Annotated in this window: 16 protein-coding genes; 6 read left to right on the forward strand and 10 right to left on the reverse strand. The window is 40.5% G+C overall.

All coding sequences use genetic code 11. From position 1 onward, the window contains the following. Window positions 1-2: 2 nt before the first annotated feature. Window positions 3-314, forward strand: coding sequence for a DUF2909 domain-containing protein (locus ACNSN3_RS14030; RefSeq protein ID WP_418607801.1), 312 nt, complete (start codon window positions 3-5; stop codon window positions 312-314). On the opposite strand, the gene ACNSN3_RS14035 is transcribed toward ACNSN3_RS14030, so the two are convergent. The 5 genes from ACNSN3_RS14035 to lexA form a co-directional block, all read right to left on the reverse strand. Then, complete coding sequence (locus ACNSN3_RS14035; protein ID WP_010392387.1) at window positions 214-1089, reverse strand: cytochrome c oxidase subunit 3; 876 nt, start codon at window positions 1087-1089, stop codon at window positions 214-216. The genes ACNSN3_RS14030 and ACNSN3_RS14035 overlap by 101 nt on opposite strands. A 35-nt stretch (window positions 1090-1124) precedes the next feature. Next, a complete protein-coding gene (locus tag ACNSN3_RS14040) occupies window positions 1125-1655 on the reverse strand; it encodes a cytochrome c oxidase assembly protein (RefSeq protein ID WP_010392384.1) in 531 nt (176 codons plus the stop codon). Continuing rightward, complete coding sequence (ctaD, locus tag ACNSN3_RS14045) at window positions 1655-3247, reverse strand: cytochrome c oxidase subunit I (protein ID WP_010392382.1); 1593 nt, start codon at window positions 3245-3247, stop codon at window positions 1655-1657. Before ctaD ends, ACNSN3_RS14040 begins: the two co-directional genes overlap by 1 nt. Then, entirely contained in the window at window positions 3247-4389 is a 1143-nt protein-coding gene (gene coxB, locus ACNSN3_RS14050; protein WP_054202822.1) for a cytochrome c oxidase subunit II, read from the reverse strand. The genes ctaD and coxB overlap by 1 nt, the downstream gene beginning before the upstream one ends. Window positions 4390-4864: 475 nt before the next feature. After that, window positions 4865-5482 carry a transcriptional repressor LexA gene (gene lexA, locus ACNSN3_RS14055; protein WP_010392379.1) on the reverse strand — a complete coding sequence of 206 codons (618 nt, stop codon included), beginning with the start codon at window positions 5480-5482 and terminating at the stop codon, window positions 4865-4867. A 188-nt stretch (window positions 5483-5670) separates the two neighbouring features. Between lexA and ACNSN3_RS14060 the strand changes: the two genes are divergently transcribed. Continuing rightward, a complete protein-coding gene (locus ACNSN3_RS14060) occupies window positions 5671-6114 on the forward strand; it encodes a PaaI family thioesterase (RefSeq protein WP_008114168.1) in 444 nt (147 codons plus the stop codon). A gap of 1 nt (window position 6115) precedes the next feature. Here the strand turns inward: ACNSN3_RS14060 and ACNSN3_RS14065 are convergent, their stop codons facing one another. After that, a complete protein-coding gene (locus tag ACNSN3_RS14065) occupies window positions 6116-6496 on the reverse strand; it encodes a hypothetical protein (protein WP_008114170.1) in 381 nt (126 codons plus the stop codon). 198 nt (window positions 6497-6694) lie between these two features. Here ACNSN3_RS14065 and ACNSN3_RS14070 point away from each other — a divergent pair, with 198 nt between their 5' ends. Both ACNSN3_RS14070 and ACNSN3_RS14075 read left to right on the forward strand, forming a co-directional pair. Then, complete coding sequence (locus ACNSN3_RS14070) at window positions 6695-7405, forward strand: hypothetical protein (protein ID WP_138570715.1); 711 nt, start codon at window positions 6695-6697, stop codon at window positions 7403-7405. Window positions 7406-7496: 91 nt separating this feature from the next. Then, window positions 7497-8150, forward strand: coding sequence for an endonuclease (locus ACNSN3_RS14075; protein ID WP_010392372.1), 654 nt, complete (start codon window positions 7497-7499; stop codon window positions 8148-8150). 7 nt (window positions 8151-8157) lie between these two features. Here ACNSN3_RS14075 and hmpA read toward each other — a convergent pair whose 3' ends face one another. Genes hmpA through ACNSN3_RS14090 form a run of 3 tightly spaced genes read right to left on the reverse strand, consistent with a single transcriptional unit; the run spans window position 8158 to window position 10861 of the window. Continuing rightward, window positions 8158-9339 (reverse strand): NO-inducible flavohemoprotein, encoded by a 1182-nt coding sequence (gene hmpA / locus ACNSN3_RS14080; protein WP_418607806.1) that lies wholly within the window; start codon window positions 9337-9339, stop codon window positions 8158-8160. A gap of 20 nt (window positions 9340-9359) precedes the next feature. Further along, window positions 9360-10592, reverse strand: a complete 1233-nt coding sequence (locus ACNSN3_RS14085; protein ID WP_418607808.1) for an NnrS family protein — start codon at window positions 10590-10592, stop codon at window positions 9360-9362. Beyond that, window positions 10592-10861, reverse strand: a complete 270-nt coding sequence (locus ACNSN3_RS14090) for a hypothetical protein (RefSeq protein WP_249931422.1) — start codon at window positions 10859-10861, stop codon at window positions 10592-10594. Before ACNSN3_RS14090 ends, ACNSN3_RS14085 begins: the two co-directional genes overlap by 1 nt. 159 nt (window positions 10862-11020) lie before the next feature. On the opposite strand from ACNSN3_RS14090, the gene norR reads away from it, so the two are divergent. Further along, a complete protein-coding gene (gene norR, locus ACNSN3_RS14095; RefSeq protein WP_418609076.1) occupies window positions 11021-12586 on the forward strand; it encodes a nitric oxide reductase transcriptional regulator NorR in 1566 nt (521 codons plus the stop codon). Between the two features lie 5 nt (window positions 12587-12591). On the opposite strand, the gene ACNSN3_RS14100 is transcribed toward norR, so the two are convergent. Further along, the gene (locus ACNSN3_RS14100; protein WP_010392364.1) at window positions 12592-13488 is read right to left on the reverse strand and encodes a LysR family transcriptional regulator; all 897 of its coding nucleotides are present in this window, start codon (window positions 13486-13488) and stop codon (window positions 12592-12594) included. Window positions 13489-13605: 117 nt separating this feature from the next. Between ACNSN3_RS14100 and ACNSN3_RS14105 the strand changes: the two genes are divergently transcribed. Then, window positions 13606-14172 (forward strand): NADPH-dependent FMN reductase, encoded by a 567-nt coding sequence (locus ACNSN3_RS14105; RefSeq protein ID WP_054202817.1) that lies wholly within the window; start codon window positions 13606-13608, stop codon window positions 14170-14172. Window positions 14173-14179 lie beyond the last annotated feature (7 nt).

The following is a 14179-nucleotide window of genomic DNA, read 5'->3' on the forward strand; positions in this document are numbered from 1 at the left end:
CAGTGATTATTAAAATTATTATTGTTCTACTGTTATTATTTATATTGTTTAATTTATTTCGTGCTTTATTAATTATGGTGTCGGGAAAAACCAATGGACGCCCCATGTCTCACTTTTTAGGGCGTCGAGTGTTATTTTCTGTTGTGGTATTAGTGATGGTAATTGCCGCACTAAAGCTCGGTTTAATTACGGCAAATCAATCACCTTTGCCCACTACAGTACATATACAAAAACAAACAAACATAGCCAAACAACATCAACAAAATGCCAGTACCACGCCGCAGCTTGAAACGCGAAGTGCTTATTTTTTGTAAAGTGGCCTTTTAAAATCCGTAGGAAAACGATTAATAAAATAATGGTACCTAAGGTGACATGCATACCGTGAAAACCGGTTAGCAAAAAGAAGGTATTACCGTAAATTCCCGCATCAAGGGTTAAATTAAGGTCATTATAAGCATAAATATATTCTTCTACTTGGAGCCCTAAAAAGCATACTCCCAGCAAAATAGTTACGCCTAAAAACACCTTAAGTGGAGTACGTTTGTTATTTTCCATCGCTACATGGGCAAAATGCAGAGTTACCGACGAAGCCAATAAAATAAGGGTATTTATCAGTGGTAACCCTTGCCAACCCATTGCTTGAGTAGAGGTGCCCCCAGGGGTATTTAACAATGGCCACACAGCCTCAAAAGTAGGCCATAACACTTCGTTAGTCATGGCGTTGTTATCGGCGCCTCCAAGCCAAGGCACAGAAAACATGCGAGCATAAAAAAGGGCCCCAAAAAAGGCCATAAAAAACATGACTTCTGAAAAAATAAACCAGCTCATACCTTGTCTAAATGAGCGATCCATTTGTGCAGAATATAAACCTTGATGCGACTCTTCAATCACATTTTTAAACCAGCTAAACAGCATATAAAGCAATACGGCAATACCCACATACAGTAAGTAAACACCACTGCCTCCCTCTTTACCCATATCCATAACTGTTAAGGCTGCCCCTACCGCAATAAAAAATAGCGCCACCGCGCCAACTATTGGCCATGGGCTTTGATCAGGTACGTAATAATGTTCATATTTTTGATTCATTTCATTTGCTCCTAGTTTTTCACTAGTTTTATAAGCTAGTTATTACTGGCTACTAACTTCTCGCTAATATCAAATACGGTATAAGACAGAGTTAACTCCTCCACATCACTAGGTAACTCAGTATCAACATAAAAAAGTAATTTAAACTCTAACTCCTCGCCAGCTTTCAAAGGTTGCTGGTCAAAGCAAAAACACGCTATTTTGTGTAAATACTTAGCCGCTTTACCCGGCGCTACCGAAGGTATCGCTTGCATCACTTTGTCTTCATTACTATTGTTTTTAGCGCTAAACATAACCTCACGCATGGCCCCTGGTTTTACATCTACACTGTATTCTTTAGATTTAACCTCAAAAGGCGCACCACTTTGGGCATGGGTGGTAAAACTAACGCTAACTTCTCTATTCTCAGTAACCAAGGTACTTTGCTGTGCTTGCTCTAACGAGGGCTTACCATTAAGCCCGGTTATATCGCAAAACACGTCATATATAGGTACCATGGCAAATGCAAAAGCAAACATTGCAATGCAAATAACCACCAGCTTTTTTAATAACGGCAAGTGAGTCATTATTTAATGTCCGGCGGCGTTGAGAACGTATGATATGGCGCTGGTGAATCAACTTCCCATTCAAGCCCTTCTGCCCCATCCCAAACTTTTGCAGGCACTTTATCTCCCCCTTTTGCACATTTATACACAACAACAACGAACAGTAATTGCGATAAACCAAAGGCAAACCCACCTATACTAATAATGGCGTTAAAGTCAGCAAACTGCAGTGCATAATCTGGAATTCGACGTGGCATACCAGCTAACCCCACAAAATGCATTGGGAAAAACAGCACATTTACACTTACCAAGGACAACCAAAAATGCCATTTTGCCAAAGTAATATTGAACATATTTCCGGTCCATTTTGGCAACCAATAATAAGCCCCCGCCATAATAGAAAATACCGCGCCCGTCACCAGCACATAATGGAAGTGTGCAACTACAAAGTAGGTGTCGTGGTATTGAAAATCAGCAGGTGTGATCGCCAACATCAATCCCGAAAAGCCACCTAAAGTAAACAGCACAATAAATGCGATACTAAACAGCATGGGCACTTCAAAGCTAATAGAGCCACGCCACATAGTTGCTACCCAGTTAAATACTTTTACACCGGTAGGTACCGATATCAACATAGTCGCATACATAAAAAACAACTCACCCGCCACGGGCATACCTGTGGTAAACATATGATGCGCCCACACAATAAAGCTCAACAAGGCAATCGAGGAAGTGGCGTACACCATAGAGGCATAACCAAATAGTTTTTTACGTGAAAAAGTAGGAACAATCGTAGAGATAATGCCAAAGGCAGGCAAAATCATAATATAAACTTCAGGATGACCAAAAAACCAAAATATATGCTGGAACATTACCGGATCGCCACCACCAGCGGCGTCAAAGAAGCTGGTCGCAAAGTATTTATCGGTGAGTACCATAGTAACTGCACCAGCAAGTACCGGCATTACTGCAATAAGTAAAAAAGCCGTGATCAGCCATGTCCACACAAATAACGGCAGTTTCATCCATGTCATACCCGGAGCACGCATATTCACTATGGTGACCACCACATTAATGGCACCCATAATCGAACTGATACCCATTATATGTACCGCAAATACAAACATTGCTGTGTTGTCGTTACTATAAGTGGTGGAAAGCGGAGCGTAAAAGGTCCACCCAAATGCAGGACCGCCACCAGGCATAAACAATGACGCTAACAAAATCAAAAACGCAAATGGTAAAATCCAGAAGCTCCAGTTGTTCATTCTCGGTAATGCCATATCTGGCGCACCAATCATTAACGGAATCATCCAGTTTGCCAATCCAGTAAATGCAGGCATTACTGCACCAAACACCATGATTAAACCGTGCACTGTGGTCATTTGATTAAAAAAGTGAGGATCAACCAATTGTAAACCCGGCTGAAATAACTCAGCCCGAATAACCATGGCCATTGCTCCACCAATCAAAAACATGGTGAGAGAAAAAATTAAATATAAGCTTCCGATATCTTTATGGTTGGTTGTAAATAACCAGCGCTTAAAGCCTGTTGCAGGTTGATGGCCATGATGAGCCTCATTGGAATTAGGTTGTTCTGCAATGCTACTCATTATTTAGCCTCCCCATCAGCATCCAGTGCCGCTTGTATTTCGCTTGGTTGAATTACCTCTCCGGTGTCATTACCCCATGCGTTACGCTTATAAGTAATAACGGCTGCTATCTGCTTAATAGATAATTGCTTTGCGAAAGACTGCATCGCTGTACCTGGTTTACCATGAAGTAAGATATCGATATGACCTTTGATATCACCTATAACTATTGGGCTGCCTTTAAGTGCTGGAAAGACACCCGGCAAACCTAAACCTGTAGGTTGATGACACGCTGCACAGCTCGCCATATAAACTTGCTCACCAAGAGCCATCAGCTCCTCTTTTGGTACCACTTGATCTAATAACGCAGCGTCTGCTTCAGCCGCTTTTTGTTTAGCTTGTTTAGCTTCTGCCAACCACGTTTTGAAGTCTTCTTCTGTTTTTGCTTCTACCACAACAGGCATGAAGCCATGATCTTTACCACACAGCTCTGCACACTGCCCGCGGTAAGTACCTACTTCATTAATATTGGTCCATGTTTCGTTAATAAACCCAGGGTTTGCATCTTTTTTAACTGCAAAATCAGGCACCCACCATGAGTGAATTACATCATCTGAAGTCATTAAAAAACGAACTTTTTGGTTAATCGGTAGCACTAGTGGCTTATCTACTTCGAGTAAATAATTCGGGTTTTTATCGGCAAGATTCGTTATTTCATTTTGAGGAGTCGCTAACATTGAATAAAACTCAACGTCCTCCCCCATATACTCGTAATGCCACTTCCACTGTGATCCAGTAATTTTTATGGTGATATCAGCTTTGCTGGCATCCTCCATGGCAATTAACGTTTTAGTCGCAGGAATGGCCATAACAATTAAGATGACAAAAGGAATGGCAGTCCAGAGTATTTCTACTTTGGTACTTTCATGAAACTGGGCAGGGACAGCCCCTTTAGACTTGCGATGATGGATGAGTGCCCAAAACATAATGGCAAACACGATCACCCCAATCACACAACATATTAAAAATATGGTCATGTGCAGTTGGTATACATTATTACTTATATCAGTTACGCCTTTACGCATATTATATTGGCTATTAGCAAGCACATTTTGCGAAAAAACTAACAATATAAGCCACAAGGAAGAACTCAGCTTACCCATGTGACGGCTCCTTTGATGCTATTGCTGACGCAAAGCGAAGAGGCATACGGCTTAAACGCCCATTCGTTATTTTTATTTTTTATAAGGGTGCTGGAGTTACTAAATATGTGTGCTCAAAACGACAAGGCTGTGAGTTATTTTTATTCCAGCTCTTTAATAACTAGTTAAAAAATAAACAATAAGCAAGGTGAGTATGAAAAATAAACAAGGGGGTTACTTAAAAAAGTGCAGCAAAAAAATATTAACTAATGAGGTAATTAATCTAAGAGTCAGAGTTGGTAAGGGGTAGCTTGAATAACAGCGGAAAAAATATAAAGTTTTATGATTTAAAACAATTAGAATAAATTTGTTTATTTATAAAGTATTTAGCGATTTTTTGAAATAACAAAAAGCGATTCACAAGCAATATCGTACAAAAATAATTCATGTAAAAACAGCGCCTAATCAATATTAAGCGCTAAGTTATGTTTAACTATCACATCCAATCAGCGTTACGAATAACACCCACCGCTAAACCTTCAATATTGAAAGATTCATTTTCCAAGTCTACTTCAATAGCTGAAAACTCGTCATTTTCAGCATGCAGTAATACTTTTCTGCCGGCTTTTTCTAGACGTTTAACCGTAACATCATCATCCACTCGAGCAACAACAACCTGACCATTTTCAGCTACTTGAGTTTTATGTACAGCGAGTAAGTCGCCATCCATAATGCCAATATCTTTCATACTCATGCCGTTAACACGCAGTAAAAAATCGGCCGCAGGTTTAAACATTAAAGGGTCAATTTTACAGTGGCTTTCTACATGCTGTTGCGCCAATATTGGCTCACCCGCAGCAACTCGACCAATTAAAGGTAAGCCCAGTTGCTCTGGCTCTTCTTCTTCAACAAGCTGAATACCCCGACTCGCGCCCGGCTTCATTTTAATCACACCTTTTTTAGCCAGTGCTTTTAAATGTTCTTCTGCAGCATTTGCACTTTTAAAACCCAATGTTTGTGCAATCTCGGCACGTGTAGGAGGCATACCAGTGTCTTTAATAAACACTTTGATAAGTTCGAGTATTTGCGCTTGGCGTTTCGTTAATGGTCGCATACAACTGGTTTTCCATACAGTACAATTAACTGTGAGTATATACAGTTATTTAAAAATCGCAAATATAAATTAATACCTCATAAGTGATGATGGCTAAACAATAAGATGCTTTAAAACCCCAATAATAAATGTAATTATTAGCAGCGCATTACCATATTAATTCTCAATTACTTATCCAAGGAGCTAGCATGAGTATTTGGCACCAACCAATTACATTAGAGTTTTGTAAGCAATTAGATCAAGGGATCACTGGCCAAGGCACGCTCATGAAGACCATGGGAATTGAAATCAGTGAAATTGGAGATGACTACTTAGTCGCCACTATGCCAGCCATACCTGAGCATCATAACCCTATGGGTATAGTGCATGGCGGTGCCAATGTAGTCCTTGCTGAAACCGTAGCAAGTTATGCCGCTAACTTTGTAGTTGATTTCAGTCGATTTTATTGTGTTGGGCAAGAGATCAGCGCCAGCCACTTAAAAGCGTCACGCAATGGCACATTAACGGCTACCGCAAGGGCTTATCATATTGGTAAACGCAGCTCAGTTTGGGATATTAAAATAACCAATAGTCGCAATGAGCTTTGCTGCGTATCAAGAATGACCGCAGCCGTAGTCGAACGAAAAGGTTAAATTACTTTTCCAGAGGGTAAATAGTAACTTCTATGCCTGCGCCAATTGCAGATATGCGTAACAAGGTATCTGCATGCAAGGCCTGATTAAAACATTTTGGCGACGTACCCGACTCAAACCCCATATCAAACGTTCTGCGAGAACAACTTAACCATTGCTTTAATGCATTGCGTGAACACGACTCAATTAGCTCACATAAGTGATTAATTGCTTTATCAGGTGTGGTTATTTCACCAGCTACTTCGATGCGTGCCAGTTGGCGGTATTCGTCTTTATCATAATGTAAAATGGTTGCGACCTTTTTTAAATCAGCAACTAATACGCTAATATCTTGCTTTGACTCAAGCTCGAGATCTACATTTAAAAATTGAATTTCCGACATACAGTTGTGTTACCCCACTTAAATTTCACCGCAAACTTTAACCTAATTTTGCATTTATACCAAATCAACAGCTTATAATTTATTTAATTCCTTTATTAAGCTGCAAGTATTAAAGTAACGGTTAATACAGCTATTAACCTAATGATAGCTAGCTCCATTAGGTACCTTGCACAAAAAATAATAATAATGAGAAAGCGAATGAACAAACGCATTTTTAAAACAGCCCGTAAGCTGCATAAATGGCTAGGCTACTTTTTAGTAATACAAATTTTTGCATGGCTGCTTGGCGGTTTATTTATGAGCGCCATGCCACTTGAAAAAGTACACGGTAAACACCTTGCAAACCGCAAACTAGAAAACCCTTTCAGCCAAGCCGATTACACAGCCTCACTTGATAAAATTATTGCGAATACACCACAACCCCAGCAAATTAATTATAGTCACTTTTTAAATACCCCAGTAATTACAGTAACTACAGCGAGTAAAACCTATAGTTTTAATGGTACAACTGGCGACCCACTTTCAGCACCAAGCAAGGCACAAATAATCACTAATGCCCACGCTCACCTTTTAATTAATGCAAACGTTATAAGCACTAAAAAGCTGGCAACCAGTTTTAGAGAAGCCGGGTTTAAAGAAAATATTTGGCAAGTTAATTTTAACGATATGCTTAGTACCAGCTTATATTTTAATGCTGATAACGGCGAGTTCATTACAGTTCGCAGTAATATTTGGCGAGTGTTTGACTTCTTTTGGATGTTACACATTATGGATTACGATGAGCGCGAGGATTTTAACAACCCGTTACTCATTAGCTTTGCTGCCAGCAGTGTGTTTTTTAGTTTTACTGGTTTTATTTTATTACTGCAAAACATCCGATTAAGAACAAGAAAACGTAAGCTATCCTGAGTTTTTAAGCAGGTTGTACAGAAAACTGATTTACCATTTAGGTTATTCTCTTTAAAATCGCGGCTCCTGTAGTTCACTAAAGTGATAGGATATGCCGCATTTTATTTTTGCGTTATTGCTTTGCGTTATCAGCTTTACTATTAATGCTGAGCAATTTACTCGTTTTTCCAGTGCTAAAAAACACTTAATTAAAACCTTACCAACGGATGCAAAAAGTATCTATTGTGGTTGCGACATAAAACGTAAAGGCAAAAAGTTAGTACCCGATGCAACCCATTGTGGTTATGTGCCACGCAACACATTTACCCGCTCAGGTAACGTGAACCAACGCGCTCTGCGAATAGAATGGGAACATATTGTACCCGCTTGGGAGTTCGGTCATCAGTTACAATGCTGGCAAGATGGTGGACGTAAAAATTGCCGTAAAGTAAGTGCAAAGTTTCGCATGATGGAAGCTGATATTAACAATTTAGCTCCCGCAATCGGTGAAATTAACGCTGATCGTTCAAACTATCGCTTTGGCATGTTAGCCCAAAATGCTAATCAATATGGTCGCTGTGAGGTTAAGGTTAATTTTAAACAACGCGTTATAGAGCCTCCGGTTTATGCACGTAAACGTATTGCCGATGCATACGCTTACATGCAAAAAACTTATGGTTTAAAAATATCAAATCAACAACAAAAGCTGTTTAATGCGTGGCAACAACAAGCTTATGCCGCAAACACCGACAGTAAAAAGCTGTAACTTATGTTTATAATGCTTGGTGTGGTCCAAATATTTCGTAATGAATATTCGCGCTCTGTACACCTAAGTCAAGTAGTTGGCCTTTTACATAAGCCATAAATGAAGCTGGTCCACACAAATAAAATGCCCCTTCGCTAATAGGCAGTGATGCTTCAAGCACAGATAAATCCATAAGACCTGTGTAATCACATCCCCCACCACCTTGATTAAACCAGGTTAAGGTTTTTAGTTGTGGATGCATAGCCGTTTGCTGAGCTAGGTAGTCTTTAAATGAATACTCAAGGCTATTTTCACACGCGTGTAAGTAACTAATCGCTTGATTAGTATTGTCGCTCAATAGCGTTTGCAGCATAGCCATCATTGGGGTTTGGCCAACACCTGCAGAAATAAGCACAACGGGGCTTGTTGCATCTTTCAAAAAGAAATCACCTGCTGGTGGGTATAGCTCTACTCGTGCGCCCTGCTCTAGTGAGTGTAAATAGTTAGACACCACGCCAGGCTGTGGTTGGCACTCTTTTTTAACGCTAATACGATAGTTTTTAGCATTGCTCTTTTGCGAAATAGAATACTGGCGGATCTCTTCATATTCTGCCCCCTCAGGCTTAACTTTAATGCCAATATATTGTCCTGGCTTGTGGGAAATAACAGCTTTGCCGTCTAAAGGTGTGAGGATAAAGCTGGTTACAAATTCAGACTCAACATGTTTATGAGTAATTTCAAACTTCCGTGTACCTACCCAGCCACCATGATTATTTTTACTGTGTGCATACAACGCTGCTTCTTCGGTAATACAAATATCAGCCAGTAGGTTATAAGCTTCTCGCCATGCGTATTCAACATCAGCTGTAAACTGATCAGGAATAAGCTCTTTAAGTGTGCCGATCAAATGCGCCCCTACAATAGGGTAGTGTTCGGGTAAAATATTCAAGCTGGTATGCTTATGGTTAATTCTAGCTAATGCCTCTTTTAACACGGCTAAATTATCAATATTTTGCGCATACGCAGCCAAGGCATTAAATAATGCAAATTGCTGACGACCCGTTTCTTGGTTAGTCATATTAAAAATATGTTTAAGTTCCGGGTTATGGCTAAACATGCGCTTATAAAAATGATCGGTGACGGCTGTACCCGCTTCTGCAAGTAATGGAGCTGTACTTTTTACAATCTCAATAGTTTTTTCAGATAACATTTTGGTTTCCTATGGGTGAACTAACCACGACGCCCATCAACACGACGCCGCGTTAATATAGGAGTGCAGTGAATTAAAAATAATAAAAAGGCCAGTAACCAAAGCACAGCACTGATCTGCCAAGCTAGGTGTGGCCCAATAAAAGACGGGAGAAAAGCACGAATAATTGCGGCACTAAACACCAATGCAAATGCAAGATTCATAAAACCAGGAATACTAAGTGAGCGACCGGTATGTCCTAGTGATACCCGTGTCATCATGGCTAAAATCATCATGCCGATACCACCAATAGTGATAAAATGCAGAGCATCTTTAAACAGTATTGCACTGCTATAAAAACTGATTGCCACTAACATTAAACCTATACCTAAAGCTAAATACGCAAAGTGTAACGACCATAATAATGGGACTTTTAGGACTTGCTTGTTCCACCAGCAAACACCGCGAACTAAATGCAAAAACGCTGCACTCATCACAACTAGTGCCGGGTTAATTACAGTGAAAAATAATTTACTAATAAAAAATAATGCTATCGCCAATACCGATAAGTATAAAATAGCTTTATCTATGTTTGGTGTGCGTACCTGCTTAGATAAGCCCAGCCCTTTGGCAGTAAAAAAGGGTAATACACGCCCAGCTACAACTCCTACCAACAAGCTTATAACCAGTACTGCGGTATCAACCATTGCAAGCGCTAGCTGCGTTTGGTTTTTTAGCACTAGTATTAAATACAACATATTGAGCGTACATAAAAATGAAAGAATAAATAAAAACAAGTAGTTGCGTTTACTGCTCGCTTTTATCAACATGCTGGCTAACACTATAATTACCGAGAGCCACCAAACAACTTGTAAAATCAGTACCGCATAAACATTAAACTGAGCAATGCTAGGCACAACTACAAAAAAACTAAGCCGTGCACTAAGCCATATTAGGCTAAGCCACATCAATGGTTTACCGTTAATACTTGCAACACCGGTCCATGTTTGTGCTGCAGTAAGTAAAAAGCCAGCCACAACCACGCCCGCAAAACCAAATAACATTTCATGTGCATGCCACAAATTAGCAGGCATAACTAAATACCACTGTGCATCGCCACTTAAAATAAGTAACCAATAACCCACAGACAAACACGCTAGTGATCCACCAGCTAAAAAAAAGGGTCTAAATGCCAACATCCATAATGACCATTGTGATACCTGATGAAATGCGACCTGCGCTGGCATAGGTTCGGCTAAGTTTATGGGCTTCATTAGCGCACCTCCTGTCCCAGCCCATGCTGTGCCACACAGCGCAGTACGTAACTCACTTTGATAATAGCCGCGAGAACAATCGTGCTAATATGTGCAAAAATTTGTACCGGTATAGAAAAGTAGCCTGCATAGGGATAACTTATTAGCAGCGTAATCAACACCCCCAATACGCTAATACATAGCATCTTATTTGCATGAGATAGCACACGGTAATACAGAGAATTAGACTTCACTGAATAATTAACCTGCTCTAAAAAAATACTGCTCATAACAACTCCAATAACTGCTTTCGTTATTTTGTTATTACACAGACCATGCCAATTAAATAAAACTCTTAAATTCAAAGCGTTATTTAATTTCACTTTACAAAAAGAGTCTTTATGACCTACTATAAAAACCAATTAAATACACTAACAGGTCATTTTGACATGAACCAACAACTCAATCTGACTCGAGTTGCCTTGGAGCTTGCACAAAGCACCTTACATGCCCACAGTTTTGAGCAGCTCTTAGCCACAGTTGAACGTGTTATTCCAAGTAATGCTAGCGCCTTGTTAATTCGCCAAGGCGAGCAATTAAAACCTTTAGCGATTAAAGGTTTAATGCCTGATAGCTTAGGCAGGCGCTTTAACATTGCAGAGCATCCTCGCCTAGATGCTATTTGTAATCACCGCTTGGCACTGCAATTTGCACATGACTGCCCGCTTCCAGACCCATATGACGGCTTACTACTAGCTAAAACGGGTGATATTCCAGTGCATGCCTGCTTAGGGTTACCGCTTTATGATAAAGATTCGCTGCTTGGTATTTTGACCTTTGATAGCCTAAACGCTGATGCGTTTGACGGCATTACCGCTGATACGCTTAATACCTTACAAACCTTGTGCAGTGCGCACTTTAAAACAGCCCTAGAGCTTGCCCATTACAAACAACATGCCCAGCACTCAAGTGAATTAGTACAAGAGTTAAACCGTGAGGCGCTCAAGCGTGATGGTGGTGAAATTATTGGCCAAAGCCCAGTAATACAAACCCTTAAAAACGAAATAAAGCTGGTTGCAGCCTCTAATTTTAGTGTATTAATTTTAGGTGATACTGGGGTCGGCAAAGAGTTGGTGGCGCGTAATATTCACTTGCATTCAGCACGCAAAGATCAGCCATTGATCCATTTAAATTGTGCATCACTGCCTGAAAACCTCGCCGAAAGTGAATTTTTTGGCCATGCAAAAGGCGCCTTTACGGGGGCACAAAATGCTCGCCAAGGTAAGTTTCAGTTAGCCGATGGCGGTACCTTATTTTTGGATGAAATAGGCGAGCTACCACTGGCAATGCAAAGTAAATTATTACGGGTACTGCAAAGTGGCGAAGTACAAACCGTTGGTGAAGATGAACTTAAATATGTTGATGTTAGAGTGATTGCAGCCACTAACCGTGATTTGAAACACGAAGTAGAACAGGGGCGATTTCGCGCCGACTTATATCATCGCCTAAGTGTGTACCCGTTAAGCGTGGCGCCGTTAAAAGCCCGTGATGAAGATGTTATTTTATTAGCCGGTTATTTTTTGGAAAAAACAGCTCGTAAGCTTGCGATTAAACAGCTAAAACTCAGCATTGAAACGCAATTACTGCTAAAAAAATATGACTGGCCTGGCAATGTAAGAGAGCTGGAACATGTTATTAATCGCGCCGCATTAAAAGCTAAACAGCATCAATGGCAGCAGCCAATTATTACTATTCAGCCAGAGCATTGCGAGCTAAACTTAAGCGCTGTTAACACCTTAGCTCTTGAACACTCAAACCAGCTTGCAACCACACCTTTAACAAACAACATTTCGTTAAAACAAGCCACCGATACTTACACTCAGCAGCTTATTATACAGCAACTTAAACAACATAATTATAACTGGGCAAGCACAGCGCGTAGTTTACAGGTCGACCGCGCTAACTTAACACGGCTAGCCAAGCGCTTGGGTATTTCTATAAAAAAATCGTTGTAGCTTTTTTAACTTAATTTACGCTGCTTAAAATAGGTTTTTAATAACTGACTAAACGCTTGCACTTTCGCAGTACGATGCACTAAATGATGCGTCACTAACCATAAGTCAGTAGGCCAACTAAGTTCGTTAGGTAATACAGGCACTAAATCAGAGTATTGCGCTGCAACATCATGTTGTAATCCGCCAATCCCTAGCCCCTTAACGATGGCGCGAGTAGCCTCTGAGGTTTCTGATACTCTAAGTTTAACTTGCGACGAGGGAATATTTTCATCAACCCACGAAAAATATGGCACTTTGCCATTATACCCAGCCACACCCGATACAAAATTATGCACCGAGAGTTGTGCTAACGTTTGTGGCAAGCCATAACGACTAATGTAATGTTTTGAGGCATAAAATCCTGACGAGAGTGCCGCCAAGTGCTGCGCAATATAATCACCTTCATCCGGTCTAGGGCCTGCTCTTACAGCGATATGTGCTTGGCCATGGTCTAAGCGCAAACGCTTTTGATCCATAATCACTTGTAATTGCACTTGCGGATGCAAGGTTTGAAACTGCTCGCATACCTCACTTAATACATCTATAAAACCACTCACAGTGGTGAGTAACAAACTACCTTGTAAGGTACTATCTGCTGCAATTATGTCACTGTGTAAACGCTCTAGCTCACCGTTAATTGCTTGTGCTGTGGTAAATAACTTAGCGCCAATCTCTGTGACTTTGTAGCCACGAGCATGGCGGTGGAATAATCGCGCATTTAAGCTTTTTTCTAAGTTATTAATTCGTCTGAGCACCGTGCTATGATGCACATCTAGCGCTTCGGCTGCTGCAGTTAAAGTACCTAACCGCGCCACCTCAAAAGCAACCTTAAGATCTTGCCAATCATCAAATTGAATTGCCATGGTAACCACTCTTTAAACTGTGCATATATGCACACAAGTTTTGCGTTTATTTGGCTTTTCTGCAAGTGATTATTTGTTAAAGTCATACCTATAGATAATCAGCATCAGGATCAACTCATGACTACACCAAAAATTATTGCCCTAGCAGGTAGCTTACGTAAAGACAGCTTCCATCAAAAACTTATTAATGAAGCTGCACGTTTTGCACTAGAAAGTGGCGCTGAAGTGGAAGTGATTAAACTTGCAGACTTAGCCATACCAATGTTTGATGAAGATTTAGAAGCACAAGGCACACCAGCCGGCGTACAACAATTAAAGGACAAACTGCGCACAGCCGATGGTATTTTACTGGCCAGCCCAGAATATAATGGTTCTATTACCGCGGTGTTAAAAAATGCCATTGATTGGGCATCTCGCACCGAACAAGGCGCAGAGCCTGCATTTGCAAATAAAGTAACCGCATTATATGCAGCATCACCAGGTGGACTTGGCGGCTTACGTGGCTTAAATCACGTGCGTGATATTTTATCTGGCATTGGCAGTTTAGTATTAGCCAATCAATTAGCTGTACCGGCTATTCATACTTTGTTAGACGAAAACGGCCGTATTAACGACCCTGCTACCGCTGAAAAAGTAGCCGGCCTTGCGCAGCAGTTGGTTAGCGTAGCAAGTAAACTAAAATAAACATTCG

The organism is Pseudoalteromonas sp. US3C1004, assembly GCF_048401065.1.
Classification (GTDB): Bacteria; Pseudomonadota; Gammaproteobacteria; order Enterobacterales; family Alteromonadaceae; genus Pseudoalteromonas; species Pseudoalteromonas undina.

What these genes read in the sequence shown, in the direction of transcription:
- ACNSN3_RS14070 (WP_138570715.1), top strand. Translation starts at nt 6,695, where the DNA reads ATGAACAAACGCATTTTTAAAACAGCCCGTAAGCTGCATAAATGGCTA.
- ctaD (WP_010392382.1), bottom strand. Translation starts at nt 3,247, where the DNA reads ATGAGTAGCATTGCAGAACAACCTAATTCCAATGAGGCTCATCATGGC.
- ACNSN3_RS14105 (WP_054202817.1), top strand. Translation starts at nt 13,606, where the DNA reads ATGACTACACCAAAAATTATTGCCCTAGCAGGTAGCTTACGTAAAGAC.
- ACNSN3_RS14085 (WP_418607808.1), bottom strand. Translation starts at nt 10,592, where the DNA reads ATGAAGCCCATAAACTTAGCCGAACCTATGCCAGCGCAGGTCGCATTT.
- ACNSN3_RS14040 (WP_010392384.1), bottom strand. Translation starts at nt 1,655, where the DNA reads ATGACTCACTTGCCGTTATTAAAAAAGCTGGTGGTTATTTGCATTGCA.
- ACNSN3_RS14060 (WP_008114168.1), top strand. Translation starts at nt 5,671, where the DNA reads ATGAGTATTTGGCACCAACCAATTACATTAGAGTTTTGTAAGCAATTA.
- ACNSN3_RS14100 (WP_010392364.1), bottom strand. Translation starts at nt 13,488, where the DNA reads ATGGCAATTCAATTTGATGATTGGCAAGATCTTAAGGTTGCTTTTGAG.
- coxB (WP_054202822.1), bottom strand. Translation starts at nt 4,389, where the DNA reads ATGGGTAAGCTGAGTTCTTCCTTGTGGCTTATATTGTTAGTTTTTTCG.
- ACNSN3_RS14035 (WP_010392387.1), bottom strand. Translation starts at nt 1,089, where the DNA reads ATGAATCAAAAATATGAACATTATTACGTACCTGATCAAAGCCCATGG.
- norR (WP_418609076.1), top strand. Translation starts at nt 11,021, where the DNA reads ATGAACCAACAACTCAATCTGACTCGAGTTGCCTTGGAGCTTGCACAA.
- ACNSN3_RS14090 (WP_249931422.1), bottom strand. Translation starts at nt 10,861, where the DNA reads ATGAGCAGTATTTTTTTAGAGCAGGTTAATTATTCAGTGAAGTCTAAT.
- ACNSN3_RS14075 (WP_010392372.1), top strand. Translation starts at nt 7,497, where the DNA reads ATGCCGCATTTTATTTTTGCGTTATTGCTTTGCGTTATCAGCTTTACT.
- lexA (WP_010392379.1), bottom strand. Translation starts at nt 5,482, where the DNA reads ATGCGACCATTAACGAAACGCCAAGCGCAAATACTCGAACTTATCAAA.
- ACNSN3_RS14065 (WP_008114170.1), bottom strand. Translation starts at nt 6,496, where the DNA reads ATGTCGGAAATTCAATTTTTAAATGTAGATCTCGAGCTTGAGTCAAAG.
- hmpA (WP_418607806.1), bottom strand. Translation starts at nt 9,339, where the DNA reads ATGTTATCTGAAAAAACTATTGAGATTGTAAAAAGTACAGCTCCATTA.